This window comes from Butyrivibrio sp. LB2008 (assembly GCF_000621565.1).
Lineage (GTDB): Bacteria > Bacillota > Clostridia > Lachnospirales > Lachnospiraceae > Butyrivibrio.
Map to the genome: position 1 here is coordinate 18,174 of NZ_JHXZ01000014.1, position 22,321 is coordinate 40,494.

The window sequence follows — 22,321 nt, forward strand, 5'->3', positions numbered from 1 at the left end:
CCTATTCTATGTCGCTATCATTCTGATCTAGTTGATCATATCGTTCTTGTAATTCCGCTATCTTTCTTTTGAGGCGGGCTTTTTCAAGGCTCTTCTCCGTCTTATCAACAATTCCTTGTGGATAAGTCCATTCCCAATTATGGTAGGCATTTATGATTTCCGCCTTTTCTTCTTCGGAATTAGCAACCTCGAGATCGGACTTCATCTGGGCGTATACATCATACCAGTCTTTCATGTACTCATAGAGACTATCCTTAAAATCTACCGTAAGACATAATCCGGGTACATGATTTTCATCTGTGGGCTCGATTTTCATATTAAAGTTATGCTCAAGTTCAAACATAGCATACATGGCGCCAATATAACTGGTTGTAACCGGATCTGCCAATGCAAGCGTACTTACACCAAGTGCTTCCGCAATCTTTTTGAGCATATCTGTTTTTGGCTTTCTTGCCCCGTTTTCATACTTCTGCATTCTATCGGCATTTAACCCAACTTTTTCACCAAGTTCAGCAAGCGACAATCCTCTCGAGTTTCTTATGGTGCGTATTCTTGCCCCAACTCTGTCTGCAGCAGTTTCGTCATTGAACTCTACCGGATCCTGTCCAAATGCTTTGTTTATAGTAATCATGCGGATTCCTCCATTACTGATAATTACGATTCATTACTGATATGGTAACACAGATTATATTAGATATGAAGCACAAAAATGGACATGCAGAGAACAAAAACAAAAAGCACAATACAGTGCTTGCAAAGAACTAAATGATATGGTATAGTACAATTAAAGAACAGAAATGTTCTTAATAAGAACCAAGAAAACAAAATAAAACATAATGGTTCATCAACAAGTAACGTTTCCCGGAAATCCGGATGTCGCGAAAGAACCCGGCGTTTCCTGATACAGATGTCGCCGAAGCCCCAAGAGAACGGGAGAAGTGTGTTTCTTAGAGAGGAGGAAAATGAAAAACAGGGACAGACAAAAAGCAAATCGAAAACTAAAGGAAGAACTTCTTGATTTCAGAGATGTGTGTGGAGTTAAAGACCCCACACCATATGAAGCAGTCAAGGAAATCATAGCAGAAATGAAGAAGAATAAAGAAAGGAGCAGACATGGAATACACGAATATGTTAGTTGGGTATAATGACATACTCACACCTACAGATGTTAAGGAAATCCTCAAGATAGGAAGGAACGCAGTCTATGACTATCTGAAGGATGGCACAATCAGATCTATGATGATTGCAGGAAAGTACAGAATTCCAAAGTTATATCTTTTAGAATTCATGTACCCCGATGTAGATTTTGTTAAGGAGGCAAGCTAAATAATGGCAAGACCAAAGAAGAGCGGTAGGAGAGCTACGGGTATCCAGGGAAGGAGCGGTTATCTTTATATTATCAAGAACAACTATATTATTAAGGATGGCAACAAGATCTTAGAAAAGCAGTGGATATCCACCGGGCTAAAAGATACGTCCGAGAATATTAAAAAGGCTTCAGAGATGAGAAGCAGGCTTTTAAAAAAAAAAGAAGCAAAGAGTACTGACAGAAATATATCTTTAAGTGAATACGCAGATGGTTTTCTTGAAAAGAAGAAGAGAGAGGTTTCAGATACAACCCTTTCTTCTTATTTTTATAGAGCAAACAGAATTAAAAATTACTTTGGTGATACAAAAGTAAAAGATTTAAACGAAACCATGGTCGAGAACTTTCTTGATGACATGTTCAAAACCTATAAGGTTCAGCGCAGAACAGTCAAAGATACAAAAGTGCTTCTGAGCAGTATCCTGGAGCAGGCAGTCAAGGAGGGATTGATAGCTACAAATCCCGCTAAGGAAGTTGTGATCAATAAGAACCTGGCAAATAAGTATGCTAAAGAGAAAGACACAGACGAGGAATTTTTTTCTTATGAAGAAGCTCAGCGTTTCTTGGATGCAATAAAGGACCACGAGCTTTACGAATTGTTCTATGTCACTTTGTTCTTTGGACTTAGGCGAGAGGAGCTGCTTGGTCTAAGATGGTCTGCATTGGACTTTAAGAACAAAACTATGAGCATAAACCATACTGTTACAAGAGGAACAGTCATCAATCGAGTCAATTCAACAAAAACTGACTCCAGTACACGCGAGTACCCTCTGACAGATGAACAGATTGAAATGTTCAAGAGGTTAAAGGATAAGGAAAATGAATACAGAAAGCTATGCGGTAATGGCTATTTTGAAAGCGACTACATCTTCAAACATCGAGATGGGTCGCTTTTTTATCCTGATTATCCATCAAAACTTTTTGCCAAACTTATTAAAAAGCTCCCCGAGTTACCTCAAGAAATTACATTCCATGGTCTTAGGAGTTCGTGCGTATCAATTCTTGTCCATCGCGGTATGGATGTTAAAAGCATTCAGAAATGGGTTGGACACGCTGACATTGATACAACTTTAAAAATATATGCAAAAGTCAAGGATAAAGAGGCCAAAAAAGAGATTTCGGATGCAATGACTGGAATCATATCATTGAAAGATTATCCTGACAAGTAAAAATAACAATACTATAGAGAGCTTTTTGTGTTATCAGATGATTATTCAATAAATAAATTGAATCTGGTAGAAAAATGGTAGAACTGAGATAAAAAAATAAGGGTTTGCAAATCTGCAAACCCTTGAAAATACTGAATCGGAATGACAGGATTCGAACCTGCGGCCTCTGCGTCCCGAACGCAGCGCTCTACCAAACTGAGCCACATTCCGTAGTGCTGACGGAAAACAATCCGACAGCAAATTTGATTATATCAGCCATGTTATTATTTTTCAATACCCTGTTGATCTGCGTCCTGTTTATTCTCTAACTGAGTGAGATCTTTGAGGTCATCAAGGCATATCGTCATCATATCATCATTTGTGGGCGATTCCAACGTCGATACTCGCTTAGCCTGATTTGTGATAATCTCTTCAAAAAGATTTCTTATTTCCCTGGCATTTGCGAAATTCTCGATGCTTCCCATCTTCCTTGATGTAATAAGTGCCCTTATCTGATGTTTTACATCATCTTCAACTTTGTAATCATATTTTTTGCAGTTCATGTAGAAAATTTCTTCAAGTTCATCCACCGAATAATCAGGGAATTCAATATACTTGTTGAACCTGGATTTTAAGCCCGGATTACTCTCTACAAATTTCTTCATGGGCTCTGTATAGCCCGCAACGATAACAACCAGATCCTTTCTGTTGTCCTCCATTGCCTTAAGTATGGTATCTATGGCTTCCTGTCCGAAAGCATCATCCTTCTGTGAAAGAGAATATGCCTCATCAATGAAAAGAACTCCGCCCATGGCTTTTTTTATCTGCTCGGTGGTCTTGATGGCAGTCTGTCCGACATATCCCGCAACAAGTCCCGATCTGTCCACTTCAACGAGCTGTCCTTTTGAAAGAACACCTATCTGCTTGTAGATCTTGGCAATTATTCTGGCAACGGTTGTCTTACCCGTTCCGGGATTTCCTGTAAATACCAGATGGAGAGATACAGGTACCGATTTAAGTCCCTGTTCCTGTCTTGCTTTTTGCACCTTAACAAAGGCAGTGAGTTCTTTGACGTCATCCTTTATCGATCCAAGGCCGATGAGCTTATCAAGCGTCTCCATAGGATCTTCTTCCGGTTCCTCATCCTTTTTTTCTTCAGCAGAATTAAGGTTACTGTCGGCAGCAAAAAGAGCTTTCGCTTCGTCCAAAGCATTCTGCGCATTTTTTACCGCATCACCTTTCGTCTCCGAAGGCGTTTCACTTACGCTCTTTGTTGTACTTTCTTTTTTCTCCTGTAAATCTGCTCCCGAGGAAGGTTTGGAAACAGGTGAAGAAAAGAAATCTCCGTAGAGGCTTCCCAAAAGATCCTTTTGCATACTTGTTATCTTGTTTAATGTTTCAAGTTCTTTTTCCCTGGAATTGCTCATATTTTACCCCATACTTATAGTAAACGACACATCCTTACGGATGTGTCGAATCTATTTAAGCCCAATAATTATTTTAGTCGTTCAAAAACCAACCGTGTCTGCTCATGAATGTTCTGTTTGCAACCATTGCATCAACATCCTGTCCGATTATCTGAGAAGCTTTTGCCTTGTAAGTTCCTGCTTCCTTTGTATCCATATATTTATAAGCATCATAGGACTGTTTCTTGCTTCCGTCAAGGTTCTTAAGTCCCTGTGCAATATGGCTCTCCATCTCATGTGCATCATCTGTCTCTCTGAACAGGATAAAGCTTGTGATATAAGGATTATTCTGGGCCATTGTATATGCATATACGATTGATGCAAGTTGTGCATCTTCTCCGAAGCTTGAAGTATAACCAATCTCTGAAAGAGAAATCTGTCTTACTTTTCCTGCAGGATTGAGTAACTCCTCGCGGTTCATATAATCTGTAAGAAGATAAATATTCTCAATCGTGATATAAGGCGTAGAAAGAGATGTGTTTACATACTCAGCCTGCTGCTTCCATGCATAAGGGTCAAACAAAGGTGCGTTGTAAGGGTGTACCGAAAGTGACCAGTCAACGTTTCCTTCACGTCTGATATAGTAATTAAATCTGTCGAGATATTCCTTTGACATAAAGCATCCGGGATTGGACTTTCTGTTCCACTCCTGATCGATAGAGTTATAAACTCTTGCATTTGCGTTTACACTCTTGATACCGTTGTAGAAGATTCTGAATGCCTTTACATACTCGCTTACATTGAGCTCAAGATTTGTTGAGTTCATGTAGTACCATTCTGTTCTGGCATTTACTTCGTTTCCGATTACCCAGTTATCAACAGTTCCAAACTGTCCGCCTGAATATCTCTGTGCAAGGAATGCTGCGATAGCCTTAAGATGCTGTGTTCCTTCATCCTCTTTGGTGTTCATTGCATATCCCGGACATACATGTGCATCTCTTGAAAGAGGATGTATAAGATCAGCACCGGCTGATGTCTTATTGTTCAAGATAGTAAGTGTAAGCTGGAAATTATTGATAGAGCACCATCTTACAAAACCATCATACTGCTGAAGTGCTGCGGTATTGAACTGATATGTCTTTCCATCATACGAAAACTCTGTTGTAGGATAAGCTCCGTTTGATGAAGGTCCGACAATATCTCCCATGTAAAGGTTATAAACCATCTGAGCAATACCAAGATCTTTAAATGTTGCAGCGTCTGCATCATTTGGAAGAATTCCCTTCATTCCGTGGTCGTTTCTTCCTACCGTTTTGCTTGCTACTGCTTCGGGATTTGTGATGTAGTGTTCATCACTTACCTGAACCATTGATCCGCCGCTCTTAACAGCAACAAGAAATTTCTTTGAAAGATTTGACTCTTTTGTTCCAAGTCCAAGATCAAACTTAAATGTTCCGCTCTTAGCTCTGTCTGTTGTTGCTACAACTTTACCCGTTACACCGTCCTGATAAACTTCATCTGCGTACAGATAATATTTTCCGTCATCCGAACCCGGTAAACTGTTTGCAGAAACATTAACCACTACGCTGCTTCCTGAAATGGTACATGAATCAATGCTAACAACTCTCTCGGCAGCCTCTGCGACACTACCCTTTCCAAAGTTAACAGAATCATACGTTCCAGCTGCACAAAGAACCGCTCCCGCTGTCATTATGATACCGATGATCATCTTAAAAGTATTACTTCTTTTCACAACTTTCCTCCACGTCTTATCACGTTTTTCTATATTAAATTTCTTTTTTGAGTTTATACTTAAAAGCTTGAATTTGCAACAGCATCGGCAAATGCCTCAACTGCTTCTGTATCACCTTTAGAAAGCGCACTCTTGATAGTCAGATTCTGCTCAAGGATCTTGACGTTCTTAAGAGTCTGAAGTTTGTCTGTCATAAGTTTAACCGTAACAGGTGCCCATGTTCCGTTCTGTCCGAGTGCAAAAATCCTGTTCTGAACTCCAAGCGCAAGCATATCATTTATGAATGCCTCCATCGGAGGATAAATTCCGCCGTTATATGTAGGACAGATCAAAGCTATCTTGCTGCATCTCCAAACTTCACCTATAAGGTATGATACATCTGTTCCTGAAACATCATAAACTTTTACATTCTTTCCGGTCTTCTCTCTTAACGAAGTTGCAACTGCTTCGGCAGCACTTGCAGTGTGTCCGTAAAGACTTCCGTATACGATCGCGATATCATCGGTCTCTGCGGTATATGTGCTCCACTTCTGGTATTTATCAAGAATCCAGCCTATATTCTCTCTCCATACGGGACCGTGAAGGGAAAGTATTATCTGAATATCAAGTCCTGCCGCCTTTTTTAGAACGGTCTGAACAGGCATTCCATATTTACCTACAATGTTTGCATAATATCTTCTTGCTGAATCGAGGAAATCTTTCTCAAAATCATAATCGTCTGCAAACAGCCCTCCGTCGAGCGCTCCGAATGTACCGAATGCGTCTGCGGCAAAAAGAGCCTTTGAAGTCACATCATATGCCATAAGTACCTCAGGCCAATGTACCATCGGTGCTGCAATAAATTTAAATGTGTGCTTTCCTGTAGAGAGTTCATCCCCCTCTTTTACTTCCAATTTTTTATAGTTCTCAGACTCGGGAAAAAACTGCTTCATAAACTCAAAAGATTTAGCCCCGCTAACCACTGTAACCTCAGGAAACATCGTGACTACAGTGTTTATAAGTGAGCAGTGATCGGGCTCCATATGAAGTACCACAAGATAGTCCAATTTTTTACCCGAAATAACTGTCTTTAAATTCTCAAGATACTGGTCTGAAATTGTGATGTCTGCAGTATCAAAAACTGCAGTCTTTTCATCATCTATAAAATAGCTATTGTATGAAACGCCTTCAGGAATCGGAAAAATGTTCTCGAATCTTGCGAGTCTTCTGTCGCTTCCTCCGATCCAAAAAATATCATCAATTACTTTTTTTATGCCATTCATATACGTCTCTCCTCTCATAAAGATAATATTTTTGATACAAAAACAGAGAATGCACAATATCCCTGCACTCCCTATTTTCTCATAGTTTTATGCTTTTTTGAACTCCATTATTGTCTTTTCGACGACCTTTATATCTATTGGCTTTGATATATGCGCATTCATTCCCGAATCATAGCTCTTTTGAATGTCATCCGCATAGGCATTTGCAGTCATGGCGATTATCGGTATTTTCTGTGCCCATTCCGTCTTAAGACCGCGTATCAGAATTGTCGCCTCATATCCGTTCATGACAGGCATCTGGATATCCATCAGGATCATGTCAAAATCGCCTTCTTTTGAAGCCTTGAATTTCTCAACCGCTTCCTGTCCGTTTACGCACCTGATAACAGAAGCTCCCTCCATAGCCATAAGCTCTGCCAGAATATCCGCGTTAATATCGTTATCTTCCACCGCAAGGAATTTCATTCCGTTAAGCGGATTCTCTGTCTCATCATCATTTGCTTCCGTTATCCTCTTGGCAATATCATTTATAGACTGCTTAAGACTGGATATAAACAGCGGCTTCTGCAAAAGATCGTTTGCCCCTGCCTCTTTTGCTTCGTCTTCTATAGACTCAAAATCATCCGCCATAACAATAATTAAAGATGTAGCTGATTTCGCCTTATCTTTTGCCCTGATATTCTTCACGATTTCAGGTGCCGTCATGTTCTGTACTTTTTGGTCCACAAGTATTAGGTCTACAGGTGTATCTTCAGCCTGACAGACATCTATCAGATGAAGCGCTCCGAATCCGGTAGGAGATTCCATTACATCGACACCGTCATTATTAAGCTTCTCAGCAAGCTGCTCACACTCGCTGTGTTTGCTGTCGATAAAAAGAATCCTTCTTATGCCGTGACTTTTCCAGAAATCAACGTCCGCTTCATCCACTGCCTGGAGCCTCAAAATAACGGTAAATGTACTGCCTTTTCCTTCCTCACTTTCTACACGTATCGTACCGCCCATAAGCTCTACAAGACTTCTCGTTATTGCCATTCCAAGACCTGTTCCCTGTATCTCTTTATTTACATGGCTTTCTTCCCTGGAAAATGCCTCAAATATTCTCTCTTTATATTCAGGCTTCATGCCTATACCATTATCTTTTATGACAAAGATCAGATCATTAAAGCCTTCAGTTGCAGATTCGTTCTCCTTTATCGTAAACTCGATCTTTCCGCCTTCTCCGGTATATTTTATTGCATTGCTGAGTATATTCATGAGAATCTCATTTATTCTCTGTTTATCACCCATGAATACATCGTGCCTGAGCCCCTCTGCATTAACAATATATTCCTGCCTTTTTACCTTTGCCTGATATGCTATTACAGAGTTGATCTCTTCAAGAAGGATACCTATCGCCATTTCCTTGATATCAAGTGTGGTTCTTCCGCTCTCAATCTTACTCATATCAAGAACCTCATTTAGAAGTGCCAATAAGTTCCTTGAAGCAAGACCTATCTTACGGGTATATTCTCTTACTTTTTCCGGCTCATCATAGTGCTTTTCTATAAGGAGATTGAATCCGGTTATTGCATTCATAGGAGTTCTGAAATCATGCGACATATTTGCAAGGAAATTTGTCTTTGCTCTGTTCGCTGTTTCAGCTGCATTAAATGCCTCCTGCAACTGATGATTTTTCATGATCTCCTGTGTTCTGTCATAAAGAGCTATAGCAAGCCTTCTTCCGCTGTCATCTATTGTGCAGGCCACTGCTCCTCTGTAATACAGGTCTGTATTGGACACATAATTGTGAAGTCTTATCTCGTCCACAACTTCAACTTTACCTGTCTGTGCACACCTTTCAAATATAGTACTCAGCCTGTCTTCTTTACCCGTTTTCTGTGCTATATTTATGTTCCTTATATCTTTAAAAAGTTCTTTCGACGGTATGCCCAAGATATCCGCTGCATTGGCTGTAAGGAATTCAACCTCGAAACTCTTTGCATTTACTATCGCAAGAATATCATTATTTTTTTCAACGACAAAGTCAAAAAGCCAGTCTCTGTAATGAATATCATTTTCTTTAAGAAACAGCTCCCTCTCATTTCTTCTCTTGATCTCATCAACCATTGTATTAAGCTGTGACGCCATATCTATCATGGACTTATACAGCTGTCCGATCTCATCTTTTCCGTCATCGACAATAGCTACCTCAAAGTCTCCTCTTTTTATGTCTTCTGCAATGATGTTAAGTCCCTCTATTCTTGTACATAATTGATTAGCCATCTGCGACGCGATAAGGAATCCCAGTGCAAGGATAGTTATGGCTATGATAAGATCGCCCAAAAGAATGGTTATTTCATCGGCAAGCATTTCCCTGCTGTCAACGTAGTAATACATCTGCCAGCCGTTATTCATTTCTTTGGACTTTATTATCAGATAATCATCCGTCGATTTGAATCCGTCCAGATTGACGTATTTTCCGGCCATGATATCTTCTGTGACTTTTCTGTCGAGTACACTGCTTCTTAAATCTTTTTTGGCAACGATCTTATTGGACGAATCAACAATTGCAATTCCGTTATCCTGATACCTCGTGTTTGTAGTCGTGGAAAAAAAGCTCTTTTTATTTACTTTAAGAGTGATCATTCCGATCATCTTGGATGTAGTCGCGGCATCAAGGAGAGATTTGATGATATATACATCTCCTTTTTCATTTATGACCCATATACTTCCGTTATCACCTCTGCACATCTCATACCAGGCTTTTATTCCCTCGTCATGAGGATAGCTCAAAAACTCACCGATTCTGTCCTCTTTGATTCTCTCAGAATAGATATGTATTTCCTCTATATCGCTGTCACTTCCGATGTAGTACCATATCAAAGGTTCGATGGTCTCTGTCATCTCGGCTGAAAGTGTGTACGGATCTGCATCCGCATGATCGAGCGCTCTTCTGAATGCTTCTTCATAGGAAAAAAATTTGATTACATCAGTCTCTCTTTTTACCCCCATTTCAATGCCGTTTGCTATAACCTCGGCGCTTCCCTTCATAGATGCTCTGGTAAGCTCCGTTACATTACTCTTTGACACCACATAAGCATATACACCGATAATAACAATAGGCAGCACAACAAGCATGGCAAAAATAGCTTTCAGCTGATGCTTTATACTTCGCAATTTTAGTATATTAAGTAAGCTATCCATACTTTCCCCTCTAGATCAATTACCTTCAACTATTGCTTTTGTCTTTTCATCTATCCTCTTAAATGCATCTTCCAAGTCCTCTCTTCCAAGCAGAACTTGTTGCAGTTCATTTTCCAATTCTACAGATATCTCTCTGCTGTAATATCCCCATCCCGTATAAGGCAGATAAAGATTGTTCTCCAATGCATCTTTTAGATTATCGAATTCATGCGGCATTTCAAATTCCACATTTTTAAGATATGTCTTACTTCCCGGAGAATCTTTCCAGATTGCCCTCTGCCCCATAAGCGTAGTAAGGGACCTTACAACCTTGAGCGCGTCGTTTACATTTTGGTTATCTTTTACTACGGCAAAACCGTACTCGCAACCTCCGGTCAGGAGCTCAGTTCCGTCATCGTGTCCGCCAAACGCAATCGTATCCAATTTTATTGTCGGATTCTCTTTGTAGATCTGATTGTAATCCTCAGGTCCTCCTGACAAAATAACCGTCTTTCCCGACGCAAATTCTTCTATCGCAGCCTTTTTATCCATAAGGCACATATCGCGCGTAAAAATTCCTTCTTCGATCATTTTGTACCATATGTCCATATGCGGATAAACTTCTTCGTAAAAAGAAGCTTTCCCTTCTCCGAGTCTTGTTCCAAAACTTTCTCCTTCAGGCGTCCTGAAATATGTTGCCTGCATTATCGCCATCGCACTGCTTGCAAGGCCTTCTTTATCTTTGAGGCCGGACGATAACGGTTTCATGCCATTTTCACGTATCTTTGCACACATGTCATAAAAATCAGTATATACAGACGGAGGCTTAAATCCGAATTTTTCGAAGTATTCTTTGTTTACATAAAAACACTCGTATGAACTTACGCTCGGAACAGCATAATATTCATTCAAATACTTGAATTTATCCAGTGCATCCTCCGAAAAACCTTTTACCATCTTGGAAAGCGGCACAAGATATCCGCCTCTTGCATATCTTTTGGCCATATTCTCGGTGACGCATATTATATCAGCCGCACCGTCATAAGATATCTGCGAATCAATTACAGACTCGTAATTAGTTCGCTGGGTGTAAATATATTCAAAATCATATTCAGGAAATCTATTTGCCAGAAAGGCCTTGATATTTGTGATATAGGACTCCTCGTACCACGCTGCAATGCGTATCAGTTTACGAGGTTCCTTCTCTTCTTTTGGCACAGAAGCCATCTGTTGTGCCTCATCAGATATAGCAGATGCACAACCACATAAAAAAGACATTGTAACAGCAACAGAAATTAAGATACCGAAAAAGAGCCTTAGCATTTTGACGTTCTTCATATATTCCTCGCAAGACAGCCTGACCTGTTATTTCAACAATATCGTCTGTACCTCGCCTACATACATGATATACTGATCCTTATCCAGATGTAGGTCTTGGATTATACTCTTATCAATAAAACAGCTCTCATCAAACAGATGCTTATATAAAACTTTGCATGGTATTACTTCATTCGCCTCATCAATAAACGGGATTCCTTCATAATTGTTGACCGTAAGCCTGGAACCGGCGATCTTATCCTCATCTCTCCCCGATACCATTCCAAGGTACTTAAGAGCTCCGCGATAAGTTTCCTGATTCACAAAACTTATTGAATATTCTCCCGATCTGTCGATGCACTCTCTTGTATATCTGTTCGCGCGAACAAATATGAAAGTGACTCGTTTATTCCACACGTATCCGACTCCGCCCCAGGGCGCAGATGCCGCGTTTACTTTATCTCCATCTTTACAGGTAATTATTATTTTCTGTCCAACAAAACTATATGCTCCCTCTTCAATATCTTCGGGATTCACAGGTTGAAATACGTGCATAATACCTCCATTTCGGAAATACTACTCAGAAATCTCTTATTTTGTCGTTATCAGTTAATCCTGTATTTTCTATTTTGGTTATCGTTACACCGTAACTATATTCATCGCTCACTTTAATATTAACATGGTCTCCCACTTTATGTCCAAGTAATTGTTTTCCAAGTGGAGACTCAATACTGATAAGTCCCTTCAATGAATTCTGTCGCATTGTTGTAACAATCTTGTACGTTTCTTCAGATTTATCTTCGTCCAATACGACCGTAACGGACTTATTCATTCCAACCTGATCTTCACCGCTCTCATCATCGATAACTTTTGCGGTCTTGATCATTCTCTCCAAAAATCTGATCCTGCTCTCATTCTGATTCTTTGCCTTTTTTGCGGCATAGTACTCAAAATTCTCAGAGAGATCTCCCTGAGCACGCGCTTCTTTTACATGTTCAAGAAGCTCTTTTCTCACCACTACTTTGCGATGCTCAATCTCTGCTTCCATGTCTTCTATATCTTTTTTTGTAAGTTCGTTATGCATCTTTTTCCCCTTATATAATGTAAAAGGCGAAGCCATACGGCTCCGCCTCGTTGTTCTTAATAAATTGGAATAAACGATCAAGCCTTTCCAACTGATCCGAAGAGTTCCATCTTCTCCTTAACTGTAGCCTTGATAGCATCAGCACCGGGAGCAAGAAGCTTACGGGGATCGAATCCCTTACCTTCAAGATCCTTACCTGCTTCCACATACTTACGTGTTGCGTCTGCGAATGAAAGCTGGCACTCTGTATTAACATTGATCTTTGATACACCAAGTGAAATAGCTTTCTTGATCATCTCTGCAGGAATTCCTGTACCACCGTGAAGAACGAGAGGCATAGCTCCTGTCTTCTGCTGGATAGCATCGAGAACGTCGAATCTAAGTCCCGGCCATCCTTCAGGATATTTACCGTGGATATTTCCGATACCTGCAGCAAGCATATCTACACCAAGATCTGCAATTCTCTTACACTCGTTGGGATCTGCGCATTCACCCATTCCAACTACGCCGTCTTCTTCTCCACCGATTGAACCAACTTCAGCCTCGATAGAAAGTCCGAGATGATGAGCAACGTTTACAAGCTCAGTTGTCTTAGCAACGTTCTCCTCGATATCGTAGTGAGATCCATCAAACATGATAGATGTGAATCCAGCCTCAACGCATTTATAACATCCGTCATATGTACCATGGTCTAAGTGAAGAGCAACGGGAACAGTGATTCCGAGGCACTTGTCCATTGCCTTAACCATAGCAGAAACAGTCTCAAATCCTGTCATGTACTTACCTGCACCCTCAGATACACCGAGGATAACCGGGGAATTAAGCTCCTGAGCTGTTAACAGAATAGACTTTGTCCATTCAAGGTTATTGATGTTGAACTGTCCTACTGCGTAGTGACCTTCTTTTGCTTTTACAAGCATGTCTTTTGCGGATACTAACATAGTTTTTCTCCCTTACATTATATTTTTTAGGCGCTTTTATCCCCACGCCCATATTGAACGACTAAATCTATTATATACTTACCATTCCAAAAAATAAAGTTAATCTTTTCACAATCATTCAAAGCTAATGAAGTTGTCAGCCCAGAATCCATCTGATGTTGTAGGTGCCATGCTGTCATATCTCAGTATCAGACCTGATTTTCTCGACACCGATACCGTAAGAATCCCGTCTTTTACCCTCATTTCGTTCTTTGCATCTATAAAGCCCATTCCATCTGTAAGCATGAGCCGGGTAAGGATTGCATCTTTGGGGATTCCCACAGGCATCACCTGTATCTCTTTTGTCACCTCATATTCATTGTTGTTTATTATCACGATGGAAGCTGCAGTCCTGTTAAAGCGCCCGTACGCAATGAAATTAAAGTCAGCGTACAGCTCGCGTATCGAGCCTTCGGTAAATTCCTTGTATTTCTTGTGAATTTTTATCAACTTCTTGTGATACTCGAGCATTTCAAGGTCTTCTTTGCCCCAAGGATATGTTCTCCTGTTATCGGGATCCGTAAAACCGCACAGTCCGACCTCATCTCCGTAATAAATTGTAGGCGCACCGGGCCAGGTCATCTGTATCATGACCGCTTCCCTCATCACAGGCTTACTTATTCCGGTATTGGCCGATGATGCCATGAGTGTACTGCTACGTCCGACCTTCTGACTCGTCCTGGTAAGAAATCTCGAATGGTCGTGATTGGACAGCTCATTCATCGCCGTATAAAGGGACGGCATGGTAAAATTCTCACCGCCTATATATAGCATTGTGTCAAAAAACTCTCTGGCATTTCCTATTCTTGTAGGCTTGAACTCGTCGCTGTGCTTATCCATTCCGGTAAGAAACCATGTGACCGGCTCCATAAAAGCGTCGTAGTTCATAACGGTATCCCACTCATCGCCCCTAAGCCAGTCGGCTGCAGGTCCGTACTGTTCGGCAAGGATTATCGCATCGGGATTCGCTTTTTTCACTTCTTCCCTGAATCTCTTCCAGAAATAGTGATTGTACTCCTGCGAATGGCCAAGATCGGCGGCCACGTCAAGTCTCCACCCATCCGCGTTGAAAGGCGGTGAAACCCACTTTCTGCCAATGCTTAATATATATTCCTCAAGCTTTTTTGAGCCCTCGTAATTAAGCTTCGGAAGTGTATCATATCCCCACCACCCGTCATACTGTGTATTATAAGGCCAGCTGTCACCGTGAAACGCAAAGAAATCATGATACGTGCTATCTTTCGAAATAAATGCTCCGGGCTCATAATCCTTGTTATTCTCGTAGATCCGCTCTCTGTCCATCCATTTATTGAAGGAGCCGCAATGATTGAACACTCCGTCCAATATGATCTTTATTCCTCGCTTATGTGCTTCACTGACAAGCTTCGCAAAAAGGTCATCACTGGCTTTAAGGTTTCTTAAATCTGTGACGCGCTTAATATATTTGGTTGCTTTGGTATTGTCGTGCTCGTCTTTATCAAGCGCTCTTCCACCGTCCTCAACAATCTTTCCAAAGTGAGGATCTATATGATCATAATCCTGGGTATCATATTTGTGACAAGATGGCGATACAAACAGCGGGTTAAAATAGATCGCATCTATCCCAAGGTCCTTGAGATAGTCGAGTTTATCCATTACACCCTGAAGATCGCCTCCATAGAATTCTCCGAAATCGTACTGAGGATCGGGATATCTGTCCCACTCATCGACCTTCACTACGTTTCTTCCGTAATAAGAATATTCACCGGTGACAACGTCATTATCCTTGTCACCGTTACAGAATCTCTCCACGAATATCTGATATATCACCGCACCTTTGGCCCACTTGGGAGTTGAAAGGCCGGGATATATCCTGAAATTCATGCTCTCCATTATATTTGTAACGGCGCCTCTCTTATCATAGTAAAAAAAGCTGCCGTCCATACCTTCTATTTCAAAGAAATAGCTCGCAGGCTCCTCACCTACATTTACTGACGCATCGTAGTAATCAAACTCCCCTGACGTCTCCAAGCAAGTCATGGGATGTCTTTCGCCTTTCCACACGAGAATAATTTCAGATGCCTCTGCTCTCCTGCATCTGAATCTTATATCTACCTTTCTGTTTTTGTCAGGTTCCGCCGGCCTTAGATAATCTAAGGTCATGTCATGGAAAAATGCGCTTTCATTCATAAGTCATTCCCATACCATTGGTCATATTCGCGTAAACTAAACATTTTTGCACAAAGCAAAAAAGACAGCATAGCTGTCTTTTCTAAGAGAAGGTATTTCTTTCTTATGGGGTATAGCAAAAAACTATATAATGTATTGGGGGGTTACGCATATTATACTAACACCCACTCAAAACTGCGTAAATACTAATACTCCACAAATTTGTCAAAAACAGCTATTGGTTTTTGTGCAATTTTCACAACAAATCAGATTTCTACTGCAAAGTCGACATCTACATTATGTCCGTCGAATAATGCTTCAAACTCCTCTCTTCCGATCTTCTCCTTTTCTATGAGAAGCGCAGAACTGCTGTGCAGAATATCCTCATACTTAAGAATAATCTCTTTAGCCTTCGCGTAACACTTGTCTATTATTGTTTTTACTTCTTTATCTATTTCGCCCGACATAAGCTCACTGTGCTTCTTGGAATGAGATATATCATAACCGATAAACACATCTTCCTCATTGTCGTCATAGTTTACAACACCGATAATATCTGACATTCCGTACTTGGTAACCATACTTCTGGCTTCCTGAGTGGCTTTTCTGATATCGCTTGAAGCCCCTGTCGTAATGTCTCCAAAGATGATCTCTTCTGCGATTCTTCCACCGAGTGATACCATGATCTCCTGAAGCATTTTGCTCTTTGTAAGGAACATGTCATCATTTTCGGGAAGAGGCATTGTATAACCTGCAGCCCCAAGTCCTGTAGGGATGATCGAGATTGTATGGACAGGTCCGACATCGGGAAGAAGATGGAACAAGATTGCATGGCCGGTCTCATGATAAGCCGTGATCTTCTTCTCTTTCTCGGAAATGATCTTACTGTGCTTCTCAGTTCCGATTCCCACCTGAGTAAATGCCTTATTTACATCTTCGGGAGTAATGTACTTTCTGTTGTCTACCGCTGCATTTATCGCTGCTTCATTGAGAAGGTTCTCAAGATCTGCGCCTGTAAATCCGGCAGTTGTCTGTGCAAGCTGCTTAAGATCGACATCGCTTCCAAGAGGCTTATTATGCGCATGAACATTCAGAATGGCCTCTCTTTCACCGATATCAGGTCTTGTCACGGTGATCTTTCTGTCAAATCTTCCCGGTCTTAAGATGGCGGGATCGAGGATGTCTACTCGGTTTGTAGCAGCCATCACGATTATTCCCTCGTTAACACCAAAGCCGTCCATTTCAACAAGCATCTGGTTAAGAGTCTGCTCTCTCTCGTCATGTCCGCCGCCCATACCTGTTCCACGTCGTCTTGCAACCGCATCGATCTCGTCGATAAATATAATACAAGGCGCATTCTTTTTGGCCTCTGTGAAAAGGTCTCTTACTCTTGATGCACCGACACCGACAAACATCTCTACAAAGTCGGAACCTGAAATACTAAAGAAAGGTACTCCCGCTTCACCTGCTACAGCTCTTGCAAGAAGTGTCTTACCTGTTCCGGGTGCACCCTCAAGAAGAACACCCTTGGGAATTCTGGCTCCTACAGCAGTGAATTTACTGGGATCTTTGAGGAAAGCGATAATCTCTGCAAGCTGTTCTTTTTCTTCCTTAAGTCCGGCAACATCGTCGAGCTTTACCTTGTTTTCATCACTTGTAGAAAGCTTGGCTCTGCTCTTTCCAAAATTCATCATCCGGCTGTTTCCCGAATTGCTTGCCTGCATATTGCTGAACAGTGAAAAAACAAATACCATCACAATAAGTCCGACAATCACGGGAATTATTCCGTTGATAAGCACATTCTCAGACGGAATGTCTTTTACCTCGGTCTTTACGTCCTTCTCTGTAACAAGGCTTTCTACCTTGGTCACGTCTGTCGTAAAGAAAGTTACATCATCATTATTGTTGGTAAATCCGACTCTTACAGATCCCGTCGGAGTTTCGGAATTAGGCATTATAGTTACGTACGCAATGGCTCCTCCTTCAAGATCACGCTCAAATTCATTCATGGAATACGTGCCTGACTGGCTCGAGAAGAATCCCTTTCCGTACTCGAGAAATACTACACAAAAAAGTAATACTACTACAAATAAAAAAATTGAATTAAAACTTTTATTACGGTTCAAGTCTTTATGTTCCCCTTTCGGAAGCTTTTTCTTTGATACCTATTAATTAAATTCTACCACACCTATATACGGAAGATTACGATATCTCTGATCATAATCCAGACCATATCCGACAACAAACTCATCAGGGATCTCAAATCCGGTGTAATCCACCTTTACATCTGTTACTCTGCGCTCAGGTTTATCAAGTAATGTACAAAGCTTAATACTTGCAGGCTCTCTGTCTCCGAGCATCTTGATAAGATATGACAATGTTCTTCCGGAATCCACAATATCTTCTACAATAATAACGTGTCTGTCCTTAAGCGGCTCATCGAGATCTTTTACAATCTTAACTACTCCACTTGATTTTGTAGAACTTCCGTAACTTGATGCAGACATGAAATCCATAGTAACAGGAACTGTGATACGCTTTGCAAGCTCACACATAAAGAACACTCCACCCTTTAAAACGCATACAAGGTGCACTGTTTCTCCCTGATAATCTCTGCTTATCGCATCTCCAAGCTCTTTTATCCTCTTGTCTACTTCCTCTTCTGTTAATAAAACGCGAACTGATTCAGCCACCGTTCTGTCCTCCGTCAAAAAAATTTATAGCCAAAATACGTTTTGTATCTTCACTCACCTTAGTACCGGCGCTTATTCTGTATCCGGGAACCCACAAAACATGGTCTCCGTCAGCCAATACATATATGTTATCTCTTTTATCAATTGGAATCTTTACATCTGTCATGAACTTTGACAACTTTTTCTTGTGAATACCGCTCTCAGTATCGATATAGATATAATCATCCGCTCTTCTGCATCTGAAAACGGCTGCTTGTATTCTATCACAATCAAACCATTTAGTATACGTGCTACTAGGAATGCTTTCTCCGGGCAAAAACTGTTTTATTACAGCACTCATTCTTCCAAGTCCCGGAACATATTCGCTTGCCTCACCTTCTTTTTGGGCTTTGGCAAAAAAATCTATAACAAGCGTATTATCAAAGCCTTCCTGCGTACCTTTCGAAAACGTCAGTATTCCGTACTCCCTTTTTGCAGCAAGTCCGTACGGAAGATCGACCGAAGCCGTTCCGTTACTCGATCCCATAATATCCATCACTGCATCCACATGGCTTGATGTGATGTCTTTCCTGTTTGGAGTCAGCAGCTCGAAACACTTAAGAATCACATTATTTTGGATATAAATATCTTCTTCCCTAAAACCTTCTAATTCTATTTTGACACTTTTTCCGTCAAAGGTACAAGTTTTATCAAAAAGCTGCCTTGTCACCTTTCCGATAAAATCATCGGCAAGCGCAAAATCAGCCGCCGCCCTGCACAGATGCTTTACCGCTTCTGCGTTGATATTCTCTGACATATAAGGAATAATCTCGTTTCTTATCTTGTTTCTTGTATGAACATTCTCATCGTTGGTCGCGTCGTGACAAAATCCCTCTCCTTCGCCCTCAAGGTATTCCTCAATTTCCTGTCTTGTCACGCATAAAAGAGGTCTTATCACATTATCTCTTACAGGCCTGATCGCACCTGCGCCGTGAAGTCCGGTTCCTCGAAGTAAATTTAAAAGAAGTGTTTCCGCCACGTCATTTCTGTGATGAGCCACCGCGATATGTGAAGCGCCTTCTTTTTCTGCGATTCTGCCAAAAGCCTCATATCTTACATTTCTTCCGGCTTCTTCTTCAGTCAGCTTTTTCTCTTTGGCTATCTTGGGGACATCTTCTTTTACAAGGAAATAATCTATATTCCTCTTTTCACAGAATTTCTGCGTAAATTTGGCGTCATCCCCGGCCTCATCTCTTATTCCGTGATTAACGTGAACCGCTGCAAGCTCTATCCCAAGTAATTCTTTTAACTTAAAAAGAACCAGTAAAAGTGCGACGGAATCTGCGCCGCCTGAAAAACCCACAAGGATCTTTTCTCCCGAAAACACCATGTTATTGGCTCTTATATAATTTAATACAGTATTCTCAAATCTGTTCATACGTCCGTTTTTATTTTCCTACTGAAAAACAATATCATAGGAAAGCAATTTCCTATGATATAAAAAGCGCAGACCCATACGTACCCGTATCATTGTCTGCGCCCTGCTCCGCAAAATAAAAGCAACAAAAACTATCTGTCCTCGTTTTTAAAAATAATCTCACCGGGATAAACCAGTCCAAGTTTATCCTTAGCAGTATCTTCTATATATTTACGTGTATGCGTATATCGCTCAAATTCAGCAATATCTTCACTCCTTGCCGTCTCAATCTTGATCTGAGAATTGAGAGCCTCTTCTCTGGCCTCATACTCATTAACCTTCTTAATAAGACTGACACTCTTTACAGATACGACTACAGCAAGGATTATAACTACAAACGTCGCTAAAAGCATACCCGTTTTATTTTGGAAACTACGCCTTTTGTAGCGTGCCTTTGTTGCCATAATATACCTCATCAACTACATTCTATAGTTATATTCTAATACATGCCGCGAAACCATGTCAAATGTAGCGATAGAGCTCTGTTACGTCTTCTTTGTGTATTGTTTCGCGCACATCAAGCACTTCTACATTTACATCCTTGTTGCCAAAGCCAATGGTTATCTTGTCTCCTACTTTTACATCCGTTGAGGCCTTGGCAGGCTTGCCGTTTATCTGTACTCTTCCGGCGTCACAGGCTTCATTTGCCACAGTGCGCCTCTTTATAAGTCTTGTTACCTTTAAATATTTGTCTAATCTCATTTATTCCTCTCCTGATGCGGTATTTGCCGCATCGTTGTCATTTGTAGTATTGGTTTTATCCTTTTTTCCTGTGGGATTTTCTTTATCTTTGCCTTCTTTATCCTTTGGGTCTTTGTCCTTATTATACGTATCCGCTTTGCCTGTATTAACGCCGTTCTTGCCGGGATTTTCCTCCTCTTCCTTGGTTAGTTCCTTGTCTTTTCCATCTGAAACAGGCTTCTTTTTATCCTCTTCTTCGGTAGAAGCTGTGGTAGATGAAGTATCCTTTGCAGAAGACGTATCTGATGTTGCTGCAGACACAGAAGGCTCAGTAGTACTTGCACTTGTCGAAGGAGCCGTTGTATTGGCAGGCGCAGGGCTCGCAGTAGAAGCATTTGAAGGATTCTCTTCAGCCTTTGGCCTGTACTCTGTCTCCTTTTCCTCTTTTACCAGGTCATTAAATCCATAATTTACATCCGTCTCGTCAGAATCTATATTCACACGAAAACTCTTTGTCTTATAACCGTCTTTTTTGAGTATGATCTCATGGCTTCCCGAAACTTTCGGCAAACTTACAGGCGTTACTCCTATATAATTTCCGTCAAAGAATAATTCCACTCCCGAAGGATCATCAACATAGATCTTGTGTCCTTCGATAACCTTGTTTGTGCGTGTTTTCGCCTTATTCTTATCCTCTGAACTCGAAGCGGATGTTGCGGATGCACTCTTTCCGGGAAGAGTCGCAACAGACACTGAAGCGGACGATTTGTTTGCCTTGTCATCTGATAATGAAAAAGCGGAGCTGTCTGACATTGAGCTCTTTGAAGAATCCTGATCGTCAGATTCGGGCTCAAGCTCAATCTTCACAACAGACTTTGCCGTGCCAACCTTAAGATACTTATGCTGCGTGATATAGCCTTCAGCCATGATCTTAAGATTATGATATCCGTAACCGACAAACTGCGATGTTCCTGTGAGCATCTTTTCGCCATCAACATACACCTCTGCATCTTCCGGCGTTACCTCAAAAGTGACAAGCCCCTCTTTTGGCTTTGTTATCGTGACTTTGCCCGTATCAACAACAGTTTCTGTGTTTCTGCTTATGTTGACTGTTGCCTGGTACTCTGCACCGTTTCCGAGGATCTGCAAGTTGTAGTCACCCTCGGGTGCACTAAGAAGCATATTGGGAGAAATCTTGTAAATAACATCATTATCAAGTTCAAGCCATGCTCCGACCAGACTGTGATCCTCAACTGTATCAGATGAAAGGCTCACGTATCCGTGTCCGCTCGTAACTACGATGCTGTATATTTCCTTGCCGATTCCATATGCTTTTATATTGTCTGTTGTAAGAATATCTTCTGCGATTGCGGGCGCACCGTCTGCCAGGATCAGTGTTCTGGTATCGATTCTGTACATCTCGCCCAGTATCCTTGCCGTTCCGTCGCCTCTTACAAGTTCATGATTCCTTGTATCGTCTATAGTCCACGCTTCATCAGACACCTTGAGCGACGTAATGTGCTTGCTGCTCTTTAAGAAATTAACATCTACAATCTGTCCTTCTTCCAAAAGTCTTGCGGACATCGGTGTTCCTCTCAGGTCGTACATCATACTTGTATTGTCATATTTAAGAGTATATGTCTTTCCCGTGGAATGGTTTCTGAACCTGATTTCCTTATTCTCAGTGTCTATCGAGCGTATAGCTGCAGTATCCGAAGAGTCATATTTCCCCAAAAGAGATATTGTGATCTTCTCTTCTTTTATGGCTGCATTTGCGTTAATACCGTAAGTTCCGGCAATCACAAAAGCCAGAAACGTCGCTGCAACTGCCTTGGCCGATTTCATGAATTTACACATGTTCA

The 22,321-nt window shown here is 41.1% G+C and carries 19 protein-coding genes and 1 tRNA gene; 3 read left to right on the forward strand and 17 right to left on the reverse strand.

All coding sequences use genetic code 11. From position 1 onward, the window contains the following. Nucleotide 1 precedes the first annotated feature (1 nt). Nucleotides 2–631, reverse strand: coding sequence for a helix-turn-helix domain-containing protein (locus tag T356_RS20135; RefSeq protein ID WP_051563132.1), 630 nt, complete (start codon nt 629–631; stop codon nt 2–4). Nucleotides 632–962: 331 nt separating this feature from the next. Between T356_RS20135 and T356_RS0103940 the strand changes: the two genes are divergently transcribed. Genes T356_RS0103940 through T356_RS0103950 form a run of 3 tightly spaced genes read left to right on the forward strand, consistent with a single transcriptional unit; the run spans nt 963 to nt 2,535 of the window. Then, on the forward strand, nt 963–1,145 hold the full coding sequence (locus T356_RS0103940; protein WP_026513376.1) for a hypothetical protein: 183 nt from the start codon (nt 963–965) through the stop codon (nt 1,143–1,145). Beyond that, nucleotides 1,129–1,326, forward strand: coding sequence for a helix-turn-helix domain-containing protein (locus tag T356_RS18285; protein ID WP_022763496.1), 198 nt, complete (start codon nt 1,129–1,131; stop codon nt 1,324–1,326). Before T356_RS0103940 ends, T356_RS18285 begins: the two co-directional genes overlap by 17 nt. Nucleotides 1,327–1,329: 3 nt before the next feature. After that, nucleotides 1,330–2,535 (forward strand): tyrosine-type recombinase/integrase, encoded by a 1,206-nt coding sequence (locus tag T356_RS0103950; protein ID WP_026513377.1) that lies wholly within the window; start codon nt 1,330–1,332, stop codon nt 2,533–2,535. Nucleotides 2,536–2,671: 136 nt separating this feature from the next. Here the strand turns inward: T356_RS0103950 and T356_RS0103955 are convergent. The 16 genes from T356_RS0103955 to T356_RS0104030 form a co-directional block, all read right to left on the reverse strand. Beyond that, nucleotides 2,672–2,745: transfer RNA gene (locus T356_RS0103955), tRNA-Pro, on the reverse strand. 53 nt (nt 2,746–2,798) lie between these two features. After that, nucleotides 2,799–3,941, reverse strand: coding sequence for an AAA family ATPase (locus T356_RS0103960; RefSeq protein ID WP_026513378.1), 1,143 nt, complete (start codon nt 3,939–3,941; stop codon nt 2,799–2,801). A 73-nt stretch (nt 3,942–4,014) separates the two neighbouring features. Next, entirely contained in the window at nt 4,015–5,673 is a 1,659-nt protein-coding gene (locus tag T356_RS0103965; protein WP_026513379.1) for a DUF5722 domain-containing protein, read from the reverse strand. 59 nt (nt 5,674–5,732) lie between these two features. Then, nucleotides 5,733–6,935: an FprA family A-type flavoprotein gene (locus tag T356_RS0103970; RefSeq protein WP_026513380.1), complete on the reverse strand. Its 1,203-nt coding sequence runs from the start codon at nt 6,933–6,935 to the stop codon at nt 5,733–5,735. Nucleotides 6,936–7,022: 87 nt separating this feature from the next. Then, a complete protein-coding gene (locus T356_RS20140) occupies nt 7,023–10,121 on the reverse strand; it encodes a response regulator (RefSeq protein ID WP_051563133.1) in 3,099 nt (1,032 codons plus the stop codon). Between the two features lie 15 nt (nt 10,122–10,136). Beyond that, complete coding sequence (locus T356_RS0103980; protein WP_026513381.1) at nt 10,137–11,438, reverse strand: ABC transporter substrate-binding protein; 1,302 nt, start codon at nt 11,436–11,438, stop codon at nt 10,137–10,139. A gap of 27 nt (nt 11,439–11,465) precedes the next feature. Beyond that, a complete protein-coding gene (locus T356_RS0103985) occupies nt 11,466–11,972 on the reverse strand; it encodes a flavin reductase (protein WP_026513382.1) in 507 nt (168 codons plus the stop codon). A gap of 25 nt (nt 11,973–11,997) precedes the next feature. Continuing rightward, nucleotides 11,998–12,501, reverse strand: coding sequence for a GreA/GreB family elongation factor (locus T356_RS0103990; protein ID WP_026513383.1), 504 nt, complete (start codon nt 12,499–12,501; stop codon nt 11,998–12,000). A 77-nt stretch (nt 12,502–12,578) separates the two neighbouring features. Then, nucleotides 12,579–13,442 (reverse strand): class II fructose-1,6-bisphosphate aldolase, encoded by an 864-nt coding sequence (gene fba, locus T356_RS0103995; protein WP_026513384.1) that lies wholly within the window; start codon nt 13,440–13,442, stop codon nt 12,579–12,581. Nucleotides 13,443–13,556: 114 nt separating this feature from the next. Continuing rightward, a complete protein-coding gene (locus tag T356_RS0104000) occupies nt 13,557–15,650 on the reverse strand; it encodes a glycoside hydrolase family 13 protein (RefSeq protein ID WP_026513385.1) in 2,094 nt (697 codons plus the stop codon). 245 nt (nt 15,651–15,895) lie between these two features. Next, entirely contained in the window at nt 15,896–17,755 is a 1,860-nt protein-coding gene (gene ftsH, locus T356_RS0104005; protein ID WP_026513386.1) for an ATP-dependent zinc metalloprotease FtsH, read from the reverse strand. A gap of 42 nt (nt 17,756–17,797) precedes the next feature. Next, nucleotides 17,798–18,322: a hypoxanthine phosphoribosyltransferase gene (hpt, locus tag T356_RS0104010; protein ID WP_026513387.1), complete on the reverse strand. Its 525-nt coding sequence runs from the start codon at nt 18,320–18,322 to the stop codon at nt 17,798–17,800. Continuing rightward, nucleotides 18,315–19,739: a tRNA lysidine(34) synthetase TilS gene (tilS, locus tag T356_RS18295; RefSeq protein ID WP_051563134.1), complete on the reverse strand. Its 1,425-nt coding sequence runs from the start codon at nt 19,737–19,739 to the stop codon at nt 18,315–18,317. Before tilS ends, hpt begins: the two co-directional genes overlap by 8 nt. Before the next feature lie 131 nt (nt 19,740–19,870). Beyond that, the gene (locus tag T356_RS0104020; RefSeq protein WP_026513388.1) at nt 19,871–20,182 is read right to left on the reverse strand and encodes a septum formation initiator family protein; all 312 of its coding nucleotides are present in this window, start codon (nt 20,180–20,182) and stop codon (nt 19,871–19,873) included. Nucleotides 20,183–20,240: 58 nt separating this feature from the next. Further along, entirely contained in the window at nt 20,241–20,480 is a 240-nt protein-coding gene (locus T356_RS0104025; RefSeq protein WP_026513389.1) for an RNA-binding S4 domain-containing protein, read from the reverse strand. Continuing rightward, nucleotides 20,481–22,316 carry a PEGA domain-containing protein gene (locus T356_RS0104030; protein ID WP_026513390.1) on the reverse strand — a complete coding sequence of 612 codons (1,836 nt, stop codon included), beginning with the start codon at nt 22,314–22,316 and terminating at the stop codon, nt 20,481–20,483. Between the last annotated feature and the right edge of the window lie 5 nt (nt 22,317–22,321).

Excerpts from the sequence above, each read along its gene's own strand:
- T356_RS0103985 (WP_026513382.1), bottom strand. The coding sequence starts at position 11,972 with ATGCACGTATTTCAACCTGTGAATCCCGAAGATATTGAAGAGGGAGCA.
- T356_RS0103940 (WP_026513376.1), top strand. The coding sequence starts at position 963 with ATGAAAAACAGGGACAGACAAAAAGCAAATCGAAAACTAAAGGAAGAA.
- fba (WP_026513384.1), bottom strand. The coding sequence starts at position 13,442 with ATGTTAGTATCCGCAAAAGACATGCTTGTAAAAGCAAAAGAAGGTCAC.
- T356_RS0103970 (WP_026513380.1), bottom strand. The coding sequence starts at position 6,935 with ATGAATGGCATAAAAAAAGTAATTGATGATATTTTTTGGATCGGAGGA.
- tilS (WP_051563134.1), bottom strand. The coding sequence starts at position 19,739 with ATGAACAGATTTGAGAATACTGTATTAAATTATATAAGAGCCAATAAC.
- T356_RS0104025 (WP_026513389.1), bottom strand. The coding sequence starts at position 20,480 with ATGAGATTAGACAAATATTTAAAGGTAACAAGACTTATAAAGAGGCGC.
- T356_RS20140 (WP_051563133.1), bottom strand. The coding sequence starts at position 10,121 with ATGGATAGCTTACTTAATATACTAAAATTGCGAAGTATAAAGCATCAG.
- T356_RS0104030 (WP_026513390.1), bottom strand. The coding sequence starts at position 22,316 with ATGTGTAAATTCATGAAATCGGCCAAGGCAGTTGCAGCGACGTTTCTG.
- T356_RS20135 (WP_051563132.1), bottom strand. The coding sequence starts at position 631 with ATGATTACTATAAACAAAGCATTTGGACAGGATCCGGTAGAGTTCAAT.
- T356_RS18285 (WP_022763496.1), top strand. The coding sequence starts at position 1,129 with ATGTTAGTTGGGTATAATGACATACTCACACCTACAGATGTTAAGGAA.
- T356_RS0103980 (WP_026513381.1), bottom strand. The coding sequence starts at position 11,438 with ATGAAGAACGTCAAAATGCTAAGGCTCTTTTTCGGTATCTTAATTTCT.
- T356_RS0104000 (WP_026513385.1), bottom strand. The coding sequence starts at position 15,650 with ATGAATGAAAGCGCATTTTTCCATGACATGACCTTAGATTATCTAAGG.
- T356_RS0104020 (WP_026513388.1), bottom strand. The coding sequence starts at position 20,182 with ATGGCAACAAAGGCACGCTACAAAAGGCGTAGTTTCCAAAATAAAACG.
- T356_RS0103990 (WP_026513383.1), bottom strand. The coding sequence starts at position 12,501 with ATGCATAACGAACTTACAAAAAAAGATATAGAAGACATGGAAGCAGAG.
- T356_RS0103950 (WP_026513377.1), top strand. The coding sequence starts at position 1,330 with ATGGCAAGACCAAAGAAGAGCGGTAGGAGAGCTACGGGTATCCAGGGA.
- T356_RS0103960 (WP_026513378.1), bottom strand. The coding sequence starts at position 3,941 with ATGAGCAATTCCAGGGAAAAAGAACTTGAAACATTAAACAAGATAACA.